The organism is Gottschalkiaceae bacterium SANA (assembly GCA_036323355.1).
GTDB lineage: Bacteria > Bacillota > Clostridia > Tissierellales > GPF-1 > GPF-1.
Genome location: AP028876.1, coordinates 2,884,236 through 2,908,906 on the forward strand (window position 1 = coordinate 2,884,236; position 24,671 = coordinate 2,908,906).

The window sequence follows — 24,671 nt, forward strand, 5'->3', positions numbered from 1 at the left end:
CTAGGCTTAAAGAACTTGACATAGAATGGTAGCAGCAAGATAATATATTTATTGATTTTATCGACATAAATGTCGATAAAGCCTATGTAAATGATCAAACAATCATTTAAGAAAGGATCTGTTATGAAAACCATTCTAATTTTAACTGCCTCTACTGGTGGCGGACACAATCAAGCAGCAAATGCGCTTAGAGAAATTTACATAAAAAACGGATATCAGGTTGAAACCTTGGACATTTTTAAAGATAGCAATGAAAAACTCGATACAATTATGGTAGAAGGCTATACCTTCCTTGCTACAAAGATGCCAAAAACCTACGGGGATCTTTACTGGCTCTCCAATCAAAAGGTCGTCAACAAGCCCCTTTGCGACGCCATTGCACGCAGAACATGGCGTTCTCTTTCCCGGAACATTCAACAAATTCATCCCAGCCTAATTTTATCGACACATCCTTTTGCGGTTGAAATTGTAGCCAAAATCAAGCGTCATACCCGCCTACAATGTCCTTATCTAGCGGTTGTCACCGATTTCATCGCCCATCAAACCTATTTGAGTCCTGCGGTTGATGGATATATAGTCGGCAGCGAATGGACAAAAAAAGATCTTCTTCATAAAGGGATTCAAGCTGATCGAATTCATGCTTTAGGCATTCCAACACGAAGCGAATTTTATGAACCCCTCCCTCAACACGACATTGCAGAACCCATCCAGATCCTGGCCATGGCCGGTTCATTGGGCCTTAAGGAAATGGCGGATTGTTTAGATGCCATCATGGATAACAAAGCAACAAAGGTAACCGCAGTTTGCGGCAATAATAAGACTCTCTATAAAACCCTGTCCCTGCAATTTCAGGATGAAATACAATCCGAACGCTTAACCCTTTATGGGTTTACAAAAAATATACGAAACCTGATGGACACCCATGACTGCATTATGACAAAACCAGGGGGACTAACAACAACGGAATCCATCCTTCGACAGATTCCCATGATTATTCCCTTTATGATACCGGGACAAGAAACAGAAAATACAGAATTCCTTGTGGATGAAGGCATGGCAATTCGTGTAGATTCCGCCAAAGATCTGGCTGAACAAGTGGATCAATTGGCGCGTTATCCACACCGTTTACCACTGATGCGTGCACGTATGAAGGCTGTCGCCGACACCTATTCACCCGCAAGTATTTATTCACTCTCTGAATCCTTGATTCAAAGAAAATCAGAGAAAGTCGTCATTTTCAGTGCCGGTTTTGGTGCCGGTCATCAAATGGTCACCAATGCCATCAGCGAAGAATTTCATTCTCGTTATCAAACTGCATCGATTAAAGAAATTGATTTGATGAATTGGTTGATGCCTCAATTATCACAATCCATCTATGACGGTTATCGATATTTTGTGAAGAATTACGAATCCCTTTACAATCGATTCTACGCACAAAAAGAGGATGACGACTCGGCATCGGTCTTACTTGCCAAGCTTATGCAAAAAAAGACAAGTAAATTGGTGGCGAAGGAAACACCTACCCTCTTGATCTCAACCTTTCCCATCTGCACCCAGGTGCTGGGGGCATGGAAACAGAAGAGTGGCAGTGAAATTCCTTTGGTCACAGTGATAACGGATGTCACCTCAGCTTCAGAGTGGCTGCATCCCGCCGTCACCCATTACATGGTTGCCAGCGAAAGTGTAGAGCAGGAATTAATTGAAAAAGGCGTCAATAAAGCGAATATTTCTGTAACTGGAATTCCAGTACGCCGTGCATTTCAACTACAGCACAAAAGAAAAGTACGTCCCGTTCACAGTCCCCTCCGACTCCTTGTCATGGGAGGGGGCTTCGGACTTCTTCCAGAAGACCAGACCCTGTATCGCTGGCTGCAAGATGATCCAAGTATCGATGCCACCATTATAACTGGACACAATCATGGGGCCTATCAAACCCTAAAAGACCACTATCCTCGCTTGCGAGTGAAAGGATTTGTCCACGAGATTGCAGAAGAAATGAAACAAGCCGATCTACTTCTGACAAAACCAGGTGGAATTACACTTTTTGAAGCAATCCATGTGGAGATTCCGATTCTCGCATATCGCCCCAGTTTAGGCCAGGAACAAAAAAATGCCCATTTTATTGAAAAAACAGGCATTGGCCAAAGCGTATTTACAACGGGAGAAATCCTTCGGGCCATTGATTCCTATAAATCAAATCAAACCATCTACCAAGCACGCTCCCAGATGGCCTCGATCCATACAGAACTAAGTGATACGAGCAAAGAAATCTGGCAACAATTGCTTGAAGAACGTTTCAATGGTTAAGAAAAAAAGGAAGATGATGATGCGTATCTTATTGATCTCAAGCATGGCAATCATTTTAAGTTACCAACTGATCCCAAACTTCATCGAACGACATTTTGATCAACAGGTTATTCGTCGTTTTTCAGCTCAAAAGAACGAGATTGCTCTGACATTTGACGATGGGCCCAGCCCAGTTTACACACCCGAGCTCTTGGATCTTCTGAAAGAACAGGATGTTCATGCAACCTTTTTCCTTGTTGCAGAAAATGCGCAAGCATACCCTGAAATCGTAAAGAGGATGGCTAGGGAAGGTCATTCAATCGGACTTCACTCTTTGAATCATCGTGGATTTTGGTTGGAAACACCAAAACAAACCCGTTTGGATTTTGAAGAATCACTTCAAATTTTTCAAGATATGAAGATTGAGCTTATCGGTTTTCGACCGCCTTGGGGAACTTTCAATGCCCTCACCCGTCATTATGCAAACAAAGCTGACCTCCCCATATACCTGTGGAGTCGAAATGCAAATGACTGGGAGATAGAAACACAAGCTTCTGATATTGTTTCTCGAATTACAAAAAATCTGTCAGCAGGGGAAATTATCGTCCTGCATGATGCAGGCGGTGACCCACAAGCACCCAAACATACCATTGAAGCCTTGGGTTCAATTCTAGCTCAAATGAAAAAAACATTCCGCTTTATCCCTCTAAAAGGAGGCAACCCCCATGAACTGGATACAAGGCCAGTTTCATAAACTGGATCAATACATTATCCATAAAAATCAATGGATTCATATAAAAGTTGCGCCATCCTTCTATGGGGTTCCACGTCTATACACTGGCAAAACGATTGAATTTGATTCGACAATTATTCGTAATGGTGATTTGATTGTCGAACTCCATTTGGACAATCAAAAATTATTGGAGGAAGGACTAACCATGCCCCAACTCTTTCGCAAGATAAAAAAGGAAATAGAAGCGCTTGAAGTCGCATTGCCCGATCTTTATCCCGAAGCCAAGGGTTGCTATGGCGTCAGTGTTTTTGGCTCCCTACTAGGGCGTCTCGGTTTTGAAACACGCCCTTTGCCCAATCGGCTATCGTTTTTTATGATCGGTCTTTGGGAAAATGGGATCCGCTGGGTTCATGGAAGCGCACTCAAATGGCATTCGCCATCCGTACTCTTCCTAGAATCAAGGCCCCGAAAGGATATTTGAATGAAGAATAAAATATTTTCGACACTTCCTGTGCTCTTGCTCATAATCACAGCTTTAATTGTTTCAAAAAATCAAGAACTCCCTCAAATCCTATTGGCTCTTCGTCAAGTGAAATTTTCCTATCTCGTTCTCGCCTGTCTTTTGATGGGTGTCAACTGGCTGATCAATGCAGGTATTTTAAAAAACCTATTCCGAACCAACCCTGTGCCCCTTACATGGAAGAATGCCATTCAATTAACCATGGTTGGACAATACTACAGCGCGATTACACCCTTTGCTTCCGGAGGCCAGCCTGCGCAAGTTCTGTCCATGTCTGCCAAGCAGATCCCTATAGGGCGAGCAACCTCCCTATTAATGGTAAAATTTCTCCTCTACCAAATCACAATTGTCCTTTATGCCTTTGGATTCTATGCATGGCAGTACCGCTATCTTCAAACAACCCTATCAAACAGCTTGCCCTGGGTTTCCCTCGGAATGATCCTAAATGGCCTTTTGATTTTACTGATCTTGCTCTCCCTGCTTAAAGGCAAATGGCTAGAAGTAAAACTGATTCGTCTAATCGAATTAATCGGATCAAAACGCAATAATTTCCAAACTGAAAAATGGAAAACGTCAATTCATAACACCTTGAAAGACTATGAAATCAGCGCTAAGGAAGTACAGAGAGAACCCTCTATAGCCATAAAAACCTTTATTTTGACAGTCCTACAATTGACCGCATACTTTGCTGTTTCTTGGGCAATTTACCGTTCTTTCGGACTTGCTCGTATTGGTATTGTCCGCATTCTTGCCCTGCAATCCTTGCTGTATATGGCCATTTCCTTTATTCCAACACCTGGCAATGCCGGTGCCTCGGAAGGGGGCTTTTTAATCATCTTTCACTTGCTTTACAGCGGTGCAACCCTAATGCCCGCCATGCTAATTTGGCGACTGATCACCTATTACTCCAACCTACTATTCGGCGGCCTAATCTCTCTATACGATCATTGGGAATGCGCCCAATGGGAAAAGAAAAAAGCATCATCCCTGGGATGATGCTTTGATATATACTTCCAGTGCATCGACAATTGCTTTTTCAAAACACCTGCCTTCAGCCTGATGCAAATAAATCATTGTTTCGTCAACAGATAAGGCTTTACGGTAGGAACGATCCGACGTCATGGCATCAAATACATCCGCTATAGCAATAATCCTCGCTTCAAAAGGAATCTCCTTCCCCTTTAAGCCCTGTGGATATCCACTTCCATTGAGCCTTTCATGATGATACAAGACCCATGTACTGATCCGATGAAATTCTTTACACTCCATCAGCAAGTCATATCCCTTTTGCGCATGTCCCTTGACCATTTCATACTCTTCATCCGTATAGCGGCCCGTCTTATTGAGCAGAGACTCCTCAATGGAAATCTTTCCAATATCGTGCAATAGCCCCGCCGCATGAATCTCTTCTGAATTCTCAAGTCCAAGGATTTCTGCAATCCCCTTTGCATATTCTGCCACTCGCTCCGAATGACCTCGCGTGTAGGGGTCCTTCTGTTCTAGTACCTGCACCAATAATCCATATAGTTCCCTGACATGATCCGATAGTTCCTGATTTCGTTCTTCAATTGTATCTGTCAGATGATTGACGACTCTACCTAGTTTATCAAATTCCAGATACCCCGTTTCATCCGTTTTTCTGCTGTAGTCACCCCCTGCAATCTCTTTAATCTCCCTTTCAAATGATCCCATTTGTCGATTTGCTTCAACAATCAACCGCTTAAGTCGAAAATGCATAATCCATATGAAAAAGAGTAAAATCGCTAGGGTGGTTACGCCATAGGCGTAATAAAAGTATTCTGCTAGAGAAGTCATATCAAACGTATAAGTTAAATACGCCTGTATTGTTGGGTCTATAGGAACTGAAAAACTCAACCGTTGCCAATGGAAAATATCACGTTTCTCAAGAATATTTTCATGAGTAATGGAGATGTCTTTCAAAAGATTCCCTTCTAGATATAAGGCCAATTCCTCTAAATTATGATGATCAATTGGTACCGCAAGCATCACAAGATAACCTTCGATCTGATCGCTCGTCGTAAACCATAATTCACTACCTACCCAATGAAAGCAATTATCATGTAACTGCTCTTTCCCATTTGCTTCAATCAGTTCTAAAGGAATCTCTTTTCTCTCGTACAAGTAATCAGCCTTCCCTTGTTCTCTTACAAGGATTCGAACATCAGAAAAACCAATGGTTTTAATCCGACGGAAGAAGAGTTGATCCAACAATTCCCTATCGCCCTGGGTAAAAGCAGCTTTTGTAGTCGGGCAGTTTGACCACCTAGAAACACGAATTGAAAAATCTTCCTTAAAAATACCAAAATAAGACTGAGTCATTTGTGTATTATGTTCAACAAATCGCTCCAAATAGCGGCTACTGGATGCCGTAATGGAAACACTAAAAAAGACAATCAACCCAATGATAAACAGTCCTAACTCAAATGCAATTTTTCTATACTTCTGATAAAGAAATGATTTTTTCATTTCACACCACCCGTTAAACAATTAACATATCATCTATTTACCCAATTTTAGTTAAAATATAGAAAAAAACACATTATTATCCATACTGTTTTTTAAGGTTTCAACTTTTTGTAGGTTTCTATAATCCAGGCCAAATCTTCACCTTCAAATGAAGTCTGTAGAATTGCTTTCACTTCAGCTTGTTCTTCAACCGTAAATCCTTCTTTTCGTAATTCAACAAATCGATCAACCGTTTCTATGGGCAGTTGTGCTAGTAAGCTTAAACCCTTGGCATAGTCTCCGGCTGAAAGAGAATCTTCAATCGTATCGACTTCTTCCGCTCCAAGCTCTTGTATCTCTTGCTCCCCTTGGCTTTGCTCAACTAAGGACGATTCCGCATTTATTTCCACATCGGCTTCACTCTCTGGTAAAATCACAGTTTCGGACTCCACCGGCGCTTCTACATTCTCCTCTATTGGCTGACTTTGGAAGCTAGCTGAATTGCTTTCCTCCTGATCTTCCACCCACGGTTTGCTATTCTCTAAAGTCGCATCCACATCTTCTACAATTTGAATGGCAGCATGTGCCTGCTCATTGGAATCAGGCTCATCGTTAGCGGCATTCTCGCTAACAAGCGGTGTAAATTCATCCACAGTTTGCATGGGGACTAAAGCCACCTCTTTAGTCTCTAAAATTTGTGCAAGCCCAAAGACCAAGACAATCAATGCTGCCACTCCCATCCATATTCTATATGTCTTCATTTTTCCCTCCAAAAAACGGGGGCTTATCTCCCCCGTCTATATTTCCTTTTATACTTGTACATACGACTGTCTACCTCGCGAATCAAATCTTTTTCGTTTTTTCCATCTTGAGGGTATTGAACAAGCCCATAACTAAATGAACAACTCACCTGATCTCCTTGAATCTCCATCCCTTTGTTTTGCGAATGCGCCTCGAATTTTTCAAGCTCCTTTAAGATGTCATCACGCTCAGATCGATAACAAATTGCGATAAACTCATCTCCACCGAACCTGGCGATTGTATCATTTTCTCTTTTAATATCTTGCATTTGATCAGCCATACATTTTAAAAATCGATCACCAGCTTGATGTCCATACTTATCATTAATCCATTTCAATCCATCTAAATCAAACATAATCAAGTAAAAAGTCTTCTTTTCTTTAATGGCTTGATCCAAAGCTTTTTCAAAAGCCCTCCGATTATGAATCTGTGTGAGCAAGTCAAAATGCGATAAGCGTTCCGACTGCTCATATAAGCGCTTACGGTTAATAACGCCTTCAATTTGACCACGAATAAATTCCATAACCTCTCGGTCATCTTCCCTGAAAACGCCCGCTTGATCACTGTCGACATTGATTAGCCCATACAGGTCACCCTCAATAAACACAGGGGCGCTGATACTGCTTCGAATCAAAAATGAGCTCGTCTCTTTTTCCAAAGGAGGTGTGATTTCGTTATCCTCAGGATTTCGTTCAATAATTTCAGTCCGAGTAACTTGACCATGTGCATATTTCCATAAAAACGAGTCTTCTGGCAGCAATTTAAAATCGTCTAGAAGTGATTCATTGTAGCCACGACTGGCGCGAATGGTCAGGTGACCTGTATCATCGCGAAATAAAAAAGTACCAATTTCTGCCGCTTCCACAACATCCAGCATTTTATCTAATATAATTTCTAACAATTGATCCAATGGCTCTACATACAAGCTGGCATTATTTATCTCTAATATTGCATCACGAACCCGCAACAATTTATCATAATCTTTGTTTTGCTGCTCTTGTTGCGTGAGATCCTTAAACATGCCCACATGACTGGATGCTTGTCCACTTACATCATGGGAAATCATGCTGGATATTTGCACCCGATGAAAAGTCCCATCAAGATAGCGTAAGTCAAGCTCCCTCTCCTGCAGACCTTCATTTTTCACCGTTGACATTGTAAAATCACTTTTTCTTTCTTTCATTCGATTTAAAAAGAACTCATTCGCTTGACAAGTAAGCACATCTTCTTGATTCACTCCAAAGAAATCCAAAAAAGCCTGGTTGCACAAAACAAAGAATCCCTCTTGATTAATCTCGTACATAGGCTCCGACATCAAATTTGCCAATATCTGAATCATTTCTCGATTTTGGTTGAAATCTTTCCACTCTTCCGACGGTCTATTATCTGTAAACATCGTAGCCCTCCTTTTTTTCCATTATAGCACAAATTAAAAAAAGTCCTGCTTCAATGCTTGACAATTTTTTCTTTTATAGAAAACATATTGATCAGCCAGATGAAGAAAATCATTAAGTATTCTCGTGGATTTGTAAAAAACACTACAATCGAAAAAAAAGGTGCAGAATTAAATTCTGCACCTTCTCGATTTACTTGGATAAAACAGGCATCTTTGTAATCATATAAGCTGCTTCCGCCTTTGTTAAACTGGCCAAAGGTCGAATTCCAATGGCACTTTCCTGCAACATTTTCAATTGAAATGCTGCTGCTACAGAGTCTAATGCCCATTCGTCTATGCGATCATGATCTACAAATCCCACTAAAATCAAATCTCGATTCTTTACGGCCAATGACATGCCACGATATTCCGTGTAATACTTCATCGCAACAGAAGACGCTTCCTGGCGCGTAATGGTTCGTGTCGGCATAAAGGTGTGGTCTGGGTAGCCATTGATCATTCCAGCCTCCACAACCGCATTCAAATATGCGTAAAAGCTTGGATTAATCATCGATCGATCAAGATACGGTTCCGACAATTCCTCAACCGGATCAAGTTTCAACCATTTCGCAATCATCACGGCGAACTCTTCTCTAGTAATTTTCTCATCGGGATCAAATCCATCCAAGGATTCAATCGCTCCCACTTTTACCAGCTGCAGTATCGATTCTTGATACACTTCATCCGTTACGATTACGTCACCAATATTCCCATTCTTCACAAGAAAACGTACATACTCACCAGCCAGCCAACCTTCTCGAAGCCCCGACAAGTCGCGAACACGATACCAGGTATATTCACCTTGCTTCACAGGTGCACTGTTAACAATCATGCGCTCCCCATAGCTTGCCTGAGAAACGACTCTTCCATTCGGTGTCTGACGAATATTCAGTGGCTTGCCTGCAACAACCATGACTAAGTCCCCTACCACATAGGGATCCTTTTGCACCAACTCAAAGGCAATCTGATCGTCCTTGTGAGATGGCGTTGGCGTTTCAAAATATGCATCCTTTTCAGGGACCCCATAGAAAGGACCAATCTTCACCTTTTCTTGAGGAAGAAGATTCGAGGGAATAGGTGTAATCGTTTGACCAAATTCCTTCTGTGCATAATAGTAAACCAAATCCTGATATGCTTTCCACTTCAAACCAGAGTTCGGGTTATTTTGCCATGACCAGCCATTATAGGCCCAAATCGCAAAATACCAGTTTTCAAGAACTGTCATATCGCCATTTCCGATTTGCGGTGTATAATCAGTATGCCATTTCCGAATGATCATCTCAACACCGGCATGAATATTATAATCAATATCCGTTTTTAATCGTTCGTTATCATATCCACTGTTGCTGTTGATCATCATCAAACCTATATCATGAGTACCATTGCTATTATAATTGATATTGGGTGATCCGTCTTCTTTATAATGCTGATAATTGGATTCTACCCGTACAATACTCTTGAGTATCACGGAAGGAATTCCATACTCCTTAGCGACAATATCAATTCTCTTTTCCAATTCAATTCGATCCGGATTTTCGACAGCCGCAAATCCAGGAATTGCTAAAATCACCCAAAGTAAAATTGTCATTGTTAACCCTATAAGTTTTTTTCGTTTTGCCATATTCCCCCCCAAGCCATTCTTCACTGATTTAATTGTATCGGAGGGGGAAATGAATTTCCATTACAGGTTCATGACAATTAATTTCTTTGTTTATTTCAGTCTTTCTCGCCGAACCAATTTAGAAATTTCATTCAACCATTCAACGACACAGACATCGATAGCGATCTTTTCCTGACTAATCCGTATTTCTATATATTCTTCAGCAATTCCAACATGTTCCTCTTCCAAGGTCTCTTCTTCAACCCCCTCATCCTCAAAAAAGTTATCAAAATCCATATCCTCTCCATCACCATCTACAAACTCATCATCGAAATCCAAAGGAGGCTCTTCAGGCTCTGTAACCAATTCCAAAGTCCACTCAACAATTGGGAATCGATACTGTACATTTTTCCAAAGTATCTCCATCCATTCAATCCCACACTCCTTTGCAACAAGTAAATCCGCTGTTGGAATCTTCAATTCCATACTATCCGCTTTTCGCAGAGGCATAGGAATTCGAATCACTGATTTTTTCGATTGATAGTAGTAAACAAGCTTACCCAATCCTATTTGCGCCTTTGTCACCCCTCTGTACGTACGCATAGTCATATGCATATGACTCGGACCTAAATCTTCTTCGACTACAGGCACCCATTGATCCCATAATGCGAGAAATTCATCTATACTCATATTTGACCAATCATAGTCGTTCCAACTGATTTCGACTAACTCAGCCTTCAATTCTTTTGCCTCTGGCCAAGTCACCTCGAAGACACCTGACATACGATCAACCAAATAAACCTTTTTGCTAACCGGATGATATGCAACATCGCTAAACTCCCTTTCCATATCAAGTTCCGGATAAACCGTGCTTTGATAGACGCCGTCCGCATCATATTTCGCAATTCCCGAATCTCGATACACCACGTAAAAATATCCATCTGGCAACAATCTAATCTGCTTAACTGTATCCACATAAGTCATCGTATCCGGATCATCCGACATTAGCCATTCTGCTTCCTTTTCATTTTCAAGCGTCTTAACCAAAACCCCCGATCCTGCTGATTGAAGTTTTCCAGCTACATAAATAAAATAGCCATCGTATGTAACCGCCTGATACGCTCTTGCGCCAGACAGCCATCCCAACAAGGTGAATTCCTCATCGACTTGACGAATGCACCCCGTATCATCCATAACGAAGACACATTCATCCATTTCAAAGATCCCACTCAATTCATAGGGGTATTTGCTTTCAAAAGAATCCATGATTTTTAAAGAACTCGGATCCAATTGCAGGACAATTCCCTGTCTTTCATCCAAGGTCCAAATAAACTTGCCGGCAGCAATCAGATCACCTGCCGAAAACTCTTCCGGTAAGTTTACGACGATAAGCTCATTCCACTCATTATCATACCGAACCATTCTTCCTGGCTCTTGGAAAAGGACAATAAATCCTTCCTGATCCGCGAGAATGGCAACAGGTGCTTGCTCACCGCGTCCAGTGACCTCCTTGCTTTCCTCCACAGATCCATATCCTGGTTGCACCATAAGGGCCAATAACAGTAAGACAACAAGCCAGCGATAACTTTTTTTCATTTCTTCACCTCTCAATGCTTCTTCATTTACTCTCTCTACCGCCCAATAACAGCAACAAACCAGCAAACGAGACAAACAATTATTCACATTAATTAAACAGCCTTACTTTCTTGTAAAATACTTGAAAGCACAAAAAAGACGTAAGCAGAAACCCCGATAAGCTCCTGTTCACGTCTTACTGTATATTTGCCCAAAAAAAATTCTTTTACACGACGCCCCCATAAAAAGATAGGTCGCTTTCACCAGATTATTGATTGATTGACAAGGTCTTCTTAAATAAAAAAGATAAGACTCACTCAAGCGAGTCTTATCCATTCATTAATACTGAATCGTTTTTCGATGGACCACTTTCATCATGCTATTCACTTGCTCAACAACAAACAATTCAACCGTAACCTTTACATTCCCAGCTTCATCTATAAGCAAATGAATCTCAATCGTCGCATCTTCCTGGCACGGCATACTCGCCATCAAATCCCCACAATCGAATGCAGTCATTGGAATAGCAATCTCTTGACCCATATAATTGATTAAAAGATGATTGGCACCCGCGGTTAATTTTGCTTGCATATCCACAAAAGGGATTCTCAGTCGCACATCATTTTCATCCGACTTCAATGGTGCTTTGTAATCCATTTTACCCGTCTCAGGGTCAACAATCTTCAACAGTCCAAATCCGGTATCTTTAAATTCAGCGATTGTTTTTCCACCAACGGTTTTCTCAGAAATAACAGGTTTTGGGCGGTTATTTACCCCAGATAATCCCGTGATCTCATCCCAATTAATCTGAACAATTTCGTAAATACCTTTGCAAGAATCTTTGTCTTCCTCTTTCTTTTGCGCATATATCGTTGACCCATTCGGTCCTTCTGTCATATGTGAAACATGAAAGTTGGTTTCGACTTCGTCAATCAACTTCCCCTCATAAGTAAATCGTTGAATACGGCCCTTGCCTAAGGCTTCAATGCGCGACAAAACCACAATACAATCATTCGTCGCATACAACGATAGTGCAGTGGTTCTTTTTCCTCGGCTACTCTCATATCCGGTATCATCAATTAGGAACGTATCAATCGGATCAGATGTTACAGCATCAATTGTATGAATTGAAATCCCGTAATCCACACTTGCGTCAGAACAAATAAACGTTCCATAAATCAACTCTGTTCCGCTCCTGTTAAAGTCAAAAGCTCCCGTTCGCCCCGTTTCACTATAAATAAATGCTGTAGAAGCATCACTTGCCGTATATGGGTTCAAGCTACCAATAAAGAAGTTCGCTTCCTTCTCCTCTTCTTTATCATTCTCAAGCTTATCCTTTTTACTATGATAAGCGATTTTATCTCCGTTCACCCTAATACCGTCACTATTATATCCCATGATTCTTTCTTCAAGAGAACCTAAGTCTCTCTCTTTATTTAAATCATAAATTCGAATTTTGCTAGGGCAGGAATAATTTTCATCCTTTTCAACACTATAAGCATTTCCAGCATCAAACTCAATATACTTCCTGCGCAAGCCTTCCAACTCTGGATATTCTGGATTAGATTTCAACTCTCCAGACAAATTGAACACAAACTGAGAAGAACCATCAGATGTAATCTCAGGACATGTAATAACATAAAGAAGATCTTCACCCGCTTCTTCATGAGATTCAATATCTTTTATCTGATATGAATAAAGATCCCCGAATGGAAGCTCGAACAATTGAACTTGATTATTTCCCATCGGTACAGTTTCAAAAGATAAGTCTTCATCTCTCAAATCATCTGCAAATCCTAGGTTTCCCAGCATCAAACACACCATAAGTAAATAAATTACAATTTTTTTCATATTATTCCCTCCTCCTCTGTATTTTATCTGATTTTTATAGATTTCCACCTTACGTTTTCTTACAATTTTAATGAAAAATAAATTTGCATAAGTCATTCATTTAAACAGTAGCAAACCATCTAAAAAAATGTTAGCTTAAAATAAATAAAAGTATTCTAAGATACAACTAAAACATTTAAATTAACGATCGTTTATCAAGCTATAGGCTTAACGAAGTATTGTAATTTTCCTCATATCTGACTATAAATTCACAAAAAAATCTCTGCGTGTTATAATAGTAACAAGTAAAAGTGAGGGTTGGCCAATGAGCGAAAAAATACTAATTGTAGAAGATGATCTAGATATTGCGAAGTTAATGAGAATGTTTTTAAAAAAGGAAGGTTATCAGGTGTACCATGCCCCCGATGGGCAAACTGCCATCGGCTTGTTCCGGGAAGTGAATCCAGACTTGATTATTCTGGATATTATGTTGCCCGACTCTAACGGCAAGGTGCTCTGCGAAAACTTTCGTCGGCTTACTTTATCCCCGATCCTCTTTGTCACCGCTTTACAGGATGAAGATGATCGCATAGAGGGGTTAAATTTAGGTGCCGATGATTATATTTCAAAACCCTTTAGCATGAAAGAGTTAGCAGCACGCGTGCGCGCACAACTACGTCGAGCTAATTTCTATGCTCATGACCAACAGCATACAGTTCTACGATTCAAGGGAATGGTCGTCAATTTAGAGAACTTAACTGTCACCGTTAAAGGAGACAGCGTGAGCTTAACAGAGAGCGAGTTTACCCTGTTATCCTCCATGGCCAAGGAACCGGGGAGAATTTTTCATTATGAACGACTTTATCAGGAAATCACTGGTCAAGCCTCCCATGGCGACTACGGCGCCCTCTTAACTACCATGAGTCGCCTGAGAAAAAAAATCGAATTACATCCCAACTTCAAATACATCCACACAGTTCGTGGAAACGGTTATAAATTTAGTGAGTTCGTATAGACGAAAAGCACCTCAAAGGACTTTTTCAATCCTTTGAGGTGCTCTTTCATTTATGAACTCACCTTTTCCAACTCGATCGTAAATACCGTACCTTGCCCAACCTGACTTCTGACTTTTACCTTGCCCTTGTGCAAATCAACGATCTCTTTTACAATTGCAAGACCCAATCCAGATCCACCCTCGTTAGAACTTCTTGAACGGGAAGCCTTATAAAATTCATCAAAAACCATAGATAAATCTTCCTTTGGAATACCGATTCCCTTATCCTCAACATCGACCGCAATACCTTCCTCTAAAATTCGTAAGCGCAAGGTAATCCGACTTCCTTTTTCAGAAAACTTAATCGCATTTTGAACCAGATTCGTAATCGCTTTTTCCATTAAAAACCCATCGATTTGTACAAATGCATCACCTTCAGGCAAGTCCAATTGATAATCCATTCCTGCACGTTTCACGATAATCGTTGTGCCAAAGTGGACTGTTTTCAAGAATTGTTTAATCGAGTAAAAATCAGTGTTTAACTCCACCTGCTTGGCTTGCAGTTTCGACAAATTCAAGATATCACCAACCATACGATCGAGTGTATCAACTTTGCGCGTAATCAAGTCATAAAATTCCGGCTTTTCATCCTCTTCCACAAGCTCTTCTTGAAGCGCCTCGGTTGAACCGCGAATCGTGGTTAACGGCGTTCGTAAATCATGGGAAATATGCATCAGCATCCGATCTTTTTCCCGGTTTGCCTTCACTGCTTTTTCTCGTTCTTTGTCCGCTTCTGTCCTTGCAACCTCAGCCTCTTCCTTTGCAACCACAACCCCATTGAAGGATCGATATGTCAAAATTAAACTGCCTGCCAAAGCCAATGACATGGCTACTATGATACCATAGAAAAAAACAACGTTTCGATTCGACTGCGGGACAACCATCGCTCGCTCTGCTAAACGATCTTGATCAATAATTTCGATGCATTTATTCAAAATCGATGCCAAGACTGTCTGATTAGGTTGTACGGCCATTTGCATTAAAGCATTTTTTTCAAGCTCTCCAACAATCTTTAACCGATCATAACCGTAATAAGCCTGTTGATAACTAAATACTGGAATTTCAACAATCATATAATCTGCTCGTTGCGTTTCTACAGCACGGAAGGCTTCCCTCTGATCACTTACCGATAAGATTTGTATCTCCTCTGAAACATTTCTTAAGTAGTCATTCATCCAGTAACCTTCAGTAACAGCGACAAAGGAACCTTCTAAATCACTTGCCCGTGACATCACCTTTGGATCATTCACTTCTCCAACAATTGCAATGGTATGGCTGGAATAAGGCCTTGTGAAAAGCATCCATTCCTTTCGGTCCTCTGTCACCGTTACGCACGTCAGCAGATCAAGATCTTTGGATTGAAAATCTTCAAGCACCTGCTTCCATGACTGATTTTTAACCTTCGGGTCATAGACAAACTGAATACCTGTCAACTCTGTGATTTCCTTTAGATACTCAATCCCCAATCCTTGCGGATTTCCCCCTTCATCAACAAACTCAATGGGCATATATTCGCTAATAAAACCTACTCGAATCTTTGGTCGTCCAGCCAAGTAGTTTTCTTCTGCTTCTGTCAGTTTCAACACATGCGTGTTATACTCCCGATACTGTTGGCGAATCATCGCACCCAGTTCGTGGTCTAACTGATATTCGATCTCTTTTTTAAAAATGGCTGCCAGCATCTTTTCTTCTTTTCTGACGGCAAGGGCATATCCGTAAGTAAGATTGCGAAAGGTAAATGCAACATTAATCGGTGTGTTGGTAATATCGATCGTCGTATAATTCCCTGTATCCAACACATAGGCATCAATTTCATGATCGAGTAAGGCTTTCGGCAACTTTGTTTTTTCATTATAAAATACAGGTTGAATTCGTAATTCTGGATATTGCTCAAGTACCTCTTCATAATCGGATTGAAAGCGAAATCCAACCCGTAAGTCATATAAATCATAGATTTCCTTAATCTCTTCCTCTTCTAAGGCGTAACAAGCAAAAGGGAATTCAAAAAAGGGGGGAAGGAAGGTTAAATATTCTTTTCGTTCCTTGGAATCAACTAAGCCTAAAACAAAATCAATGGATCCTTCCATCAAATTGCGTTCAAGCGAATCAATATTCATAGCTGGCTTAATGGCAATGTCGATTCCCAAATCACGTTCAAATATTTGCAATTCTGCAGGTGTAAAATCTAAAAAATTTCCCAATTTTTCCTCACCCATTTTTTCATCCACAATTATTTGTTGCTTCTCGCTTAAGGTTTCATCTTGTACGATTGTCTCTTCTTTTGAGCCGCCAATCTCGTCAATAAAAATATCAAAAATATCTTGAAACGTGACCCCCAACGCAAAAGTTCGTCCCTGAACAGACTCCAAGTATTCAATTTCATCTTCACTTAAGTATTCCGGATATCCCTCCACGTCTGCAAAAGCCGTAGCATAAGATATACTCGTGAAAACTAAAACTATAGCCCATAAAACCATCAGGATCCGTTTCATCGATTCACTCCAATTTAACTCATAATAGTCATATTATAACACAAAGAGAGATCCCCCGGCATATGCCGAGGGATCGGGGAATAGATGTATTGTAGGGAAATGTCGTACCGGGAAAATACGACATCTATAGTATACATCACTTCATAATAAGTTGCAATATCATTCAGTATATTTCCATTTTCATCAAGTATTAACCTTTTATAAACTAATAAATGTTTATTCCATTTGTTTTTTTGTAAACAAAAAGCGATCCAAAATGGATCGCTTTTTCCCTATCGCTTAAATAATCGATACATAACCGTCGCCGCTTCCGAACGTTTTAATCCCTCATTCAATGAAAGCACGCCATTATATCCCTCAATTAATCCAGCCTTAATCACCTTGGCAAGATCAGCTCGATGCAAGACCGGAATTTGATCTGCATCTGTATATACCGATAAAATTGCTTCAACCTCATCTTCTTCAATCTCTTCATCAATCGCATAACTTAGCATGATCATCATCTCTAAACGGCTTGCCGCTTGATTAGGCAAGAAGGTTAGCGACGTACCCCCATAGATCAGACCACTAGCATAGGCTGAATCAACATAGGGCTTAAACCAGTCATCCTCCCTCACATCCTCAAAAAATGAAGGTGCGCCATTCAATGGCAAATTTTCTACATTGACTAGCATCTTTACAAACTCGGCCCGTGTTACAAAATCCTCTGGAACAAAACGGCCGGTTCCGTCTCCATTGATCACATGTTTTGCAGCCATGGATTTAACATATCGATTTGCCCAATGACTAGTCATGTCTGTAAAACTTGTTACAACATTCAGAATCGCATATTCACTCAAATGAGTTAATTCAGCTACCAATTTACCCTCTTTAATTTGACCACTGACAAATTCATAAAGACCCGTAGTCGGATTATAATAGTATAACCCCAAGGTATCGAAGTATGCCGGCAAAATATTATTCAATGGATACTCGAAATGCAATGGGTTTTTACCATGGTCCGTCAATCGCGTTTGCCCAGCATGCTCAACAACAATCGCATTGATATCAAAACTTGGAGCAAGACCTCGTGTAGCTGTTAAAGTCCCTGCACTAGCGTCCTCAAGTGATGCTTCTAGGCTACTCGGTGGTGAGGTAATAATTAGTTGAAGATTTAATTCCCCCTCTGTCGTTCCAAACAATCCTCCAGGAATCACCAACTCAATTCCGCCAAAATCTAGAACAACATCAATGCCCGCTTCTGCCAGATCCTCCATTGCTGCTTCAGGAATAGCTACAACAATTTGCTCTGAAACCTGTGATGGTATGGCTGCTTGTGGTATTGTAATCGTTACAACACTGCCATCCGCTGCGTCCCGTATTTGATCAACAGCTGTCTCGATTGCCGCTGGATCAACGGCTACAGTTGTGGCGGTTTCTCCAACTGTTATAACAACAGCGTCGTCTGGCAATTCACCCGGATTTTCAGGTGCTGGTTCAGGAGGCAAAATCGGAACACCACCACCGCCAGTACTCGGTTTTGTAGAATACTCATTTAAGAAGCCAAACGCCCTAAGCGCATTCACCATCTTATCAAGATTTCCCGCTTCCGCAGCAATATACATGGTGAGTTTACTATTTAAATAGCCTTCAAGTTCCGCCATAATATCATCATAATCATTTGCATCAAAATTTGTAAAGATTGCTCCTGCAACATCTGCTAGCTGATAAGCGCCTGCACCACTATAAGACATAGTCCGACTATCCACAGTCACTTCGCTAGTGCCAGGCATGCGCCCTAAATCAAAAACCAATTTATTGGTATAGGTATCATAAGTCGCTAGTTTCTTCTCTTGCGCTAACTTGCAGATATAATAGCCGACCGTACCTACCTTGGATCCTTTGTCTATATCTAAATCCATCGCTTGAATGGCTTCAACCAAGGCTGGCGCCTGACCACTGACCACATTTGCCAAATCCTCATAGATTGCGGTTTTGCTTCCCTGAGAATGCCCCTCAAGTGCCGCCACAGTACCATCATAAAGTGCATTAAAAGTACCTACTGGCAATTCAGTTACAATGGCATCTTTAAAGTTTTGCGGTGATTGCGTATAAAAAGTTGATGCTGGATTGCCGATAAATATCAATGCCGTATCATAGGCCTCAAATACGGTATCTTTATCAGCAGCAATAAAGAGTGCTGTCAGCGCAGAGATCCCCGTATAGCCCTCGGTTACATCCGCAAACCCTGTTGGAATCATTGTGAACATCATAAGTAAAACAATAAGTAAAATACTGATTTTTTTCATTTTATTCTCCTATTCCTTGCATGGCTATTATTTTTTTATAAAAACGGTTTGCCATCACAGCAGCTTCCGCTCTAGTAATTGGATCTGTTGGTTTCAACTCTCCATGCCAACCTTGTACAAATCCCAGTGCTACAGCTTGTCTAAATGCCTCTCGGTTTTTTGGCTTAATCTGGTTTTCATCCTTAAATGTCTGCAAATGCAACGGTTCACTTGATTCAAATTCAAATGCTGCATAAGCTTTCATCATATCTGCAACAACCTCTTCCCGCGTGGCTAAAACCATTAAATGATCTTCCAAATCCGAATCAATCATTCCCAATCGAGTCGCCCTTTTCAATGGCTTGTAATACCATAAGGACTCATCACACTGAATTTCACCTTCTGCAAGCTTTGAATCATCATACACGGATATCCGCGTTAAGATAGCTAGAATCTCAATTCGCGAGATATAATCGTCTGGATAAAAAGCACCTTTCCGTTTGCCGTTTATAATCCCAATTGATGCTAATTCTATTACTTCATTTTTCGACCAATGGTCATCCAAGTCATCGAACTCAGGAATTTCTGCCAAGGTCTGTATCGCCAAATACCGAAGTCCATGTTGGAAGGCAATGGTTTGGGCCTCTGTAAAAACAATCATCGACTCTTCAATAAGACCACTTGATGCCTGTAGTGATCCCTTGGCATTGACCCGGTTTAAATCATTCAATTTCTCTCGATTTTTTGATCGAAAAGCGTCAACCAATGTCATACGATCATCCCGACTCCAGGTTTTCAGCTTGCGAATATTTGAACGAACCTCAGAAATAGAATATCCTTTCTTTTCTAATTTTTCCATCTGACTCTCCGACAAAAGAAAGGAAAGGTTCTTTGCCAATCCCTCTAAACTCTCATCCGAATCCATGGCACCTTCTATCATTTCATAGTACTTTGATTTTTCCGTAGATGAAAACTCATCGAATTCCTTAAAAATTGCATCCATTTGAGACATGTCGATAGAATCTGCAAAGCTAACTCCACCTGTCATCACGATTATTATAAGAACAACAAGGATTCCCTTCTTCATCCGATCACCCCTTAATCATATTATCATTACTATTTCGCCTATTTATTAAAAAAAAGATCGAAAACAATACATTTATTTAAAAAACAAGTTGAGTTAATTGGGAATTTTTACCACTCTTGTATCTGAATTGCACATTTTCTTAACGCATGATATAATATGTAAGAATTCGTAAGGAAAAGGAAAATATTAATCATGTCAATTTTTAAAAGTGCTCTAAGAAAGAAAGTTCTGGCTAAGAAAGATAAAAGCGACTATCAAAATTCCAACTATCGCCTAACCCAGAAGGAACAAGAATCAATGATCATTATGAAAATCTTAATTGTTTTACCAATCCTATTGATTCTTACCGTATACGCCGTTAATTAACGGCGTTTTATTATTTCTTGATCCAAAAGAACTTTTTTCGGGTTGATTAATGTAACTTCATCTACAAATTCTTTGCCGGTATAATCCTCAATCCGTTTGATCACGGATGCAAGATTTTTACAATTTCGTATCAATCCATGCATATCTGTAGCAAGAAAATCAATCTGCTTCTCCTTTAACAAAGACATCGCTGACTTATGAAACATTCCAGAATCCCTTGGATCGCACGCTTCTATGGTAACCTGTGCATATCCGCCGGCTTTTCTAAAAGCGCGAACAATCGAAGTATCCTTTTTCACCATGCTCATTCGCTCAGGATGTGCAAGAATAGGAAAATATCCTCTCAGTTTCATTTCATACACAAACTCTTCTGCCTCATCCACACTCTTCAATCGCATCGCTTCCACAAGAACATATCGGCTATTCGCCAATGTTAAGAGCCCTTCCTTGTCAATTTTTCTCACAAACCGCCGGTAATCATCAACAGCATGTTCCATGCCTAAATACAATTGAATGGGAATCGTTTGAGCCTCTTTCTGAAAGTTGTCAAACCGTTCTTGCAACCATTTTATATTCTTCTCGCCTGCAAAAGCCCAGCTATGGGGTGTCGCAATGATATCCGTCACCCCATTTTCATACGCTTGTTGCATCAAAACAAGAGATTCCGGCAGAGAAAGAGGGCCATCATCCACTTGATTCAGCAAATGACTATGAATATCAATCATTTCGTTTCTTCCTTCGAGACTTCGTTCTTTCTCCATAGTAGTAATGATTATACACATAGCTATAGTAGCCACCTTCATCCATGGGCACCTTATTGAGAATCACCCCAAGTATTTGAATGCCAATGTCCTCCAGTTGCATCTGAGCACGTTCCAATCCGCGTACATCCTCCTGCCCAACCGCTACAACCAAGATCACCCCATCTGTCATTCGAGACAGAACCGCTGCATCTGTAACCATGCCAACTGGAGGCGTGTCAAACAAGATAAAGTCATAATCGGCTTCGATCTCGTTAATCATTTCGACAAATCGTTTTGACCCCAATATTTCTGAGGGGTTTGGCGGTTTTTGTCCGGTCGTTAATAGATCTAAATTCTCTTCCGCAGTTCTTTGAATCACATCCTGCACAAGTTCTTCACCCAACAAGACTTCCATTGCTCCTACTATATTGGAGACACCGAAAAAGCGATGCTGCTTAGGCTTACGGAAATCACAATCCACAATCAATACCTTATGTCCCGCCTCTGACAAAGCCAGTCCAAGGTTTCCCGTGACTGAAGATTTTCCTTCCGATGGACCCACACTTGTCAAAAGGACCTTTTTCAAATTGTTATCTAAGTTCATAAATTGCAAATTCGTACGTACTTTCCGATAGGCCTCCGCCATCGGTGAGCTATCATTTTTTTGTATTTTATGTTCTGCCATCTACTTGCCCTCCGCATGTTTATCAATTGGAATCATACCGATCACTTTCAGCCCCAGTTTTTCAACATCCGCAGGAGTCTTAACCGAATTATCAATCGCTTCCAATACAAAGGCTAAAAAAACACCGACCATTAGACCAAGCACCAAAGAAATCGCAAGGTTCATTTTCACATTGGGCTTAATTGGATTTGCAGGTACTTGCGCTTCATCTACGACCTGCACATTGTCAATTTGCATAAGTTCAGTGACTGTCGTCATAAACACATCCGCTGTTTCATTGGCCAAGGTAGCGGCTATCACCGGATTCGTATGTACCACTGAAACCTTAATAATTTCCGTATCACGCAGCATTGATACATTTACATATGAACTTAATTGTCCATAGGAATCTTCCATATTTAGATTCTCTTTCACCTGATCCAATACTTTATGACTCTTAGCGATCTCCGCATAGGTAGATATCAATTTTTGATTTAATTGAATATCTGAATACTCGATTCCCTGTGTTCCTGTCTGATACTCCTGGGGTTTCCCTAAAAGCAGGGTGGTTGTCGATCCATATTCAGGCTCTATAAGAAAAAATGTCACTGCCGCAACACTAGATACTGTAATCACTGTTATTAAAACAATCAGTCCCAACCTCTTTCGCAAAATGAAAAATAGTTCTTGTAACGTAATTTCTTCCATATCTCTACTCCTTTATAACCGCTTTTTCAACCAATCCTTCCGGATTGGGATAATAGGTTGGAACAAAATTTTGTAACCATTGAAGTAACTGTTTTTTATCCATTGCAGAAATACCGATCTCCAAATCAGTCAAACTCTCTTCAATTTTATCGATATCAAACACAGCTGGTTTTTCAATAAATATTTTCTTATGACGTGTTGAGCCCATATCATCTTTATTGATTAATATTTCCTCATACAATTTTTCTCCAGGTCGTAGCCCCGTGATATCAATTGGAATTTCCTCTCCTGGCTCGAACCCTGACAAGCGAATCAATTCCCTTGCCAAATCAATAATTTTAATCTGCTCCCCCATATCCAACACGAAGATTTCTCCCCCCTTAGCCATAGCACCTGACTGTAAAACCAATTGCGCCGCCTCAGGGATCGTCATAAAATAGCGTTTCATTTCAGGATGAGTAACCGTTACCGGTCCACCTTCTTCAATTTGTTTCTTGAACAAGGGAATCACAGATCCATTAGAACCCAATACGTTTCCAAACCGCACTGCAACAAATTCGGTACGACTGATCCGATTCATACCTTGAATCATCATCTCGCAAATTCGCTTCGTCGTTCCCATCACGTTGGTTGGATTCACTGCCTTGTCCGTCGAGATTTGTACAAAACGTTCTACATTGAATTTGTCTGCCATTTTCATTACATTAAAGGAACCAAATACATTATTCTTTACCGCTTCTTTGGGAGAACCTTCCATCAAGGGCACATGTTTATGTGCAGCCGCATGGAAAACAACCTGCGGCCGATAGGTCCAAAAGATCTCCTTCATCCGATCACGATCACGAATGGAGGCAATCTCAACACGAAACTCCAAATCTGGATATTTACGCCTTAACTCCTGCTGCAAATCATAAGCATTATTCTCATAGATGTCTAGAATATACAAAACTTCCGGTTGAAAACGCGCTAACTGACGGCAAATTTCAGAACCAATAGATCCGCCGCCTCCAGTTACCAGTACACGCTTTCCGGTAATAAAGTCTCGAATTGAGGCAGTATCCAAACGCACAACGTCTCGACCCAATAAATCTTCAATTTCCACGTCTCGAAGTTGCCCAACCGTCGCCTTTCCATCTATCAATTCATATACACCCGGCAATATTTTTACAGGAAGGCGTAAAGGCTCTATCGCCTTTAAAACTTCCGTTCTTTCCTTCTTGCCAACGGATGGAATCGCTACAATAATTTCATCCACATGAAATTTTTCAACCGCTTCTTGAACCTTCTCTTTTCCTCCGAATACTAACACATTATGAATACGATCTCCCCATTTCAAAGGATTATCATCCATCACAACCGTCACTCGCGCATTCATATCCGGTTTGTTCATATACTCTTTCATGACCATCTCACCGGCATCACCACCGCCATAAATCATCACTCGTTTATCTTCCTGAAATACATGAACCCCGCGATGATAAACTCTTCTAGAAAATCGATAGGATAAACGGAGCCCGCCAATTCCCAAAATTTGTATCATCATGGCAATCAACAAAACACTTCGTGAGATTTCCACCTGCATCAAAAAATAATACATCACGACTAAACCATTGGCGATCACAACGCCAATAACAACATTTAGCAACTCCCGCACCGATGCATATTTCCACACGCTGGTATATAACCTTGCAAAATAGAATACACCTAAGGAAATCATAATCATGACACTTGCGTGTCCATGTACCAACGATTGAAATTCGTCAGGTACCTTACCGCCAAATCGTAAGGATAAAGATAAGTAGAAGCTTAAGTATAGAATAATCAAATCGCAAATCATCAATGCGATCATTCGCGATAATCGCCTTGCTTTATTAACCATTATTCACCTCAATTACAAATTTTATACAAGTCACTATTCCTATTTTATGACATTTTCCTATCCATATCAATTGAATTATATCGCTTTTAAAAAAAAACGTACAAAAATAAACCTATCTCACTATATTTATCTAGATGTTTAAATAATCTTTTAACGTAATCTCCT

Annotated in this window: 18 protein-coding genes; 5 read left to right on the top strand and 13 right to left on the bottom strand. The window is 40.5% G+C overall.

Going from position 1 to position 24,671, the window contains the following annotated elements; translation table 11 throughout:
• The first annotated feature begins 123 nt into the window (after positions 1 to 123).
• From AC25CA_RS14130 to AC25CA_RS14145, 4 genes are read left to right on the top strand one after another with little or no spacing between them, the layout of a single operon-like run.
• The gene (locus tag AC25CA_RS14130) at positions 124 to 2,307 is read left to right on the top strand and encodes an MGDG synthase family glycosyltransferase (protein ID WP_486814476.1); all 2,184 of its coding nucleotides are present in this window, start codon (positions 124 to 126) and stop codon (positions 2,305 to 2,307) included.
• Positions 2,300 to 3,040 (top strand): polysaccharide deacetylase family protein, encoded by a 741-nt coding sequence (locus tag AC25CA_RS14135; RefSeq protein ID WP_486814477.1) that lies wholly within the window; start codon positions 2,300 to 2,302, stop codon positions 3,038 to 3,040. Before AC25CA_RS14130 ends, AC25CA_RS14135 begins: the two co-directional genes overlap by 8 nt.
• On the top strand, positions 3,012 to 3,500 hold the full coding sequence (locus AC25CA_RS14140) for a YkoP family protein (RefSeq protein WP_486814478.1): 489 nt from the start codon (positions 3,012 to 3,014) through the stop codon (positions 3,498 to 3,500). Before AC25CA_RS14135 ends, AC25CA_RS14140 begins: the two co-directional genes overlap by 29 nt.
• Entirely contained in the window at positions 3,501 to 4,535 is a 1,035-nt protein-coding gene (locus tag AC25CA_RS14145; RefSeq protein ID WP_486814479.1) for a lysylphosphatidylglycerol synthase transmembrane domain-containing protein, read from the top strand.
• On the opposite strand, the gene AC25CA_RS14150 is transcribed toward AC25CA_RS14145, so the two are convergent.
• The 6 genes from AC25CA_RS14150 to AC25CA_RS14175 form a co-directional block, all read right to left on the bottom strand.
• Positions 4,521 to 6,026 (bottom strand): HD-GYP domain-containing protein, encoded by a 1,506-nt coding sequence (locus tag AC25CA_RS14150; protein WP_486814480.1) that lies wholly within the window; start codon positions 6,024 to 6,026, stop codon positions 4,521 to 4,523. The genes AC25CA_RS14145 and AC25CA_RS14150 overlap by 15 nt on opposite strands.
• Before the next feature lie 92 nt (positions 6,027 to 6,118).
• Positions 6,119 to 6,766, bottom strand: coding sequence for a hypothetical protein (locus AC25CA_RS14155; protein ID WP_486814481.1), 648 nt, complete (start codon positions 6,764 to 6,766; stop codon positions 6,119 to 6,121).
• 23 nt (positions 6,767 to 6,789) lie between these two features.
• Complete coding sequence (locus AC25CA_RS14160; protein WP_486814482.1) at positions 6,790 to 8,202, bottom strand: sensor domain-containing diguanylate cyclase; 1,413 nt, start codon at positions 8,200 to 8,202, stop codon at positions 6,790 to 6,792.
• Between the two features lie 190 nt (positions 8,203 to 8,392).
• The gene (locus AC25CA_RS14165) at positions 8,393 to 9,862 is read right to left on the bottom strand and encodes an S-layer homology domain-containing protein (RefSeq protein WP_486814483.1); all 1,470 of its coding nucleotides are present in this window, start codon (positions 9,860 to 9,862) and stop codon (positions 8,393 to 8,395) included.
• A 90-nt stretch (positions 9,863 to 9,952) separates the two neighbouring features.
• Positions 9,953 to 11,437: a hypothetical protein gene (locus tag AC25CA_RS14170; protein WP_486814484.1), complete on the bottom strand. Its 1,485-nt coding sequence runs from the start codon at positions 11,435 to 11,437 to the stop codon at positions 9,953 to 9,955.
• A gap of 318 nt (positions 11,438 to 11,755) precedes the next feature.
• On the bottom strand, positions 11,756 to 13,267 hold the full coding sequence (locus AC25CA_RS14175) for a hypothetical protein (RefSeq protein ID WP_486814485.1): 1,512 nt from the start codon (positions 13,265 to 13,267) through the stop codon (positions 11,756 to 11,758).
• 304 nt (positions 13,268 to 13,571) lie between these two features.
• Here AC25CA_RS14175 and AC25CA_RS14180 point away from each other — a divergent pair, with 304 nt between their 5' ends.
• Positions 13,572 to 14,261 (top strand): response regulator transcription factor, encoded by a 690-nt coding sequence (locus tag AC25CA_RS14180; protein ID WP_486814486.1) that lies wholly within the window; start codon positions 13,572 to 13,574, stop codon positions 14,259 to 14,261.
• A 50-nt stretch (positions 14,262 to 14,311) separates the two neighbouring features.
• Here the strand turns inward: AC25CA_RS14180 and AC25CA_RS14185 are convergent, their stop codons facing one another.
• The 7 genes from AC25CA_RS14185 to AC25CA_RS14215 form a co-directional block, all read right to left on the bottom strand.
• Positions 14,312 to 16,792, bottom strand: a complete 2,481-nt coding sequence (locus AC25CA_RS14185; protein ID WP_486814487.1) for an ATP-binding protein — start codon at positions 16,790 to 16,792, stop codon at positions 14,312 to 14,314.
• A 272-nt stretch (positions 16,793 to 17,064) separates the two neighbouring features.
• Positions 17,065 to 19,080, bottom strand: coding sequence for an S-layer homology domain-containing protein (locus tag AC25CA_RS14190; protein WP_486814488.1), 2,016 nt, complete (start codon positions 19,078 to 19,080; stop codon positions 17,065 to 17,067).
• A gap of 1 nt (position 19,081) precedes the next feature.
• Positions 19,082 to 20,146 (bottom strand): S-layer homology domain-containing protein, encoded by a 1,065-nt coding sequence (locus AC25CA_RS14195; RefSeq protein ID WP_486814489.1) that lies wholly within the window; start codon positions 20,144 to 20,146, stop codon positions 19,082 to 19,084.
• Positions 20,147 to 20,508: 362 nt separating this feature from the next.
• Positions 20,509 to 21,237, bottom strand: a complete 729-nt coding sequence (locus AC25CA_RS14200; protein WP_486814490.1) for a tyrosine-protein phosphatase — start codon at positions 21,235 to 21,237, stop codon at positions 20,509 to 20,511.
• Positions 21,230 to 21,940 carry a CpsD/CapB family tyrosine-protein kinase gene (locus AC25CA_RS14205; RefSeq protein ID WP_486814491.1) on the bottom strand — a complete coding sequence of 237 codons (711 nt, stop codon included), beginning with the start codon at positions 21,938 to 21,940 and terminating at the stop codon, positions 21,230 to 21,232. Before AC25CA_RS14205 ends, AC25CA_RS14200 begins: the two co-directional genes overlap by 8 nt.
• Positions 21,941 to 22,627: a YveK family protein gene (locus AC25CA_RS14210; RefSeq protein WP_486814492.1), complete on the bottom strand. Its 687-nt coding sequence runs from the start codon at positions 22,625 to 22,627 to the stop codon at positions 21,941 to 21,943.
• A 4-nt stretch (positions 22,628 to 22,631) separates the two neighbouring features.
• Positions 22,632 to 24,506: a polysaccharide biosynthesis protein gene (locus AC25CA_RS14215; protein WP_486814493.1), complete on the bottom strand. Its 1,875-nt coding sequence runs from the start codon at positions 24,504 to 24,506 to the stop codon at positions 22,632 to 22,634.
• Positions 24,507 to 24,671 lie beyond the last annotated feature (165 nt).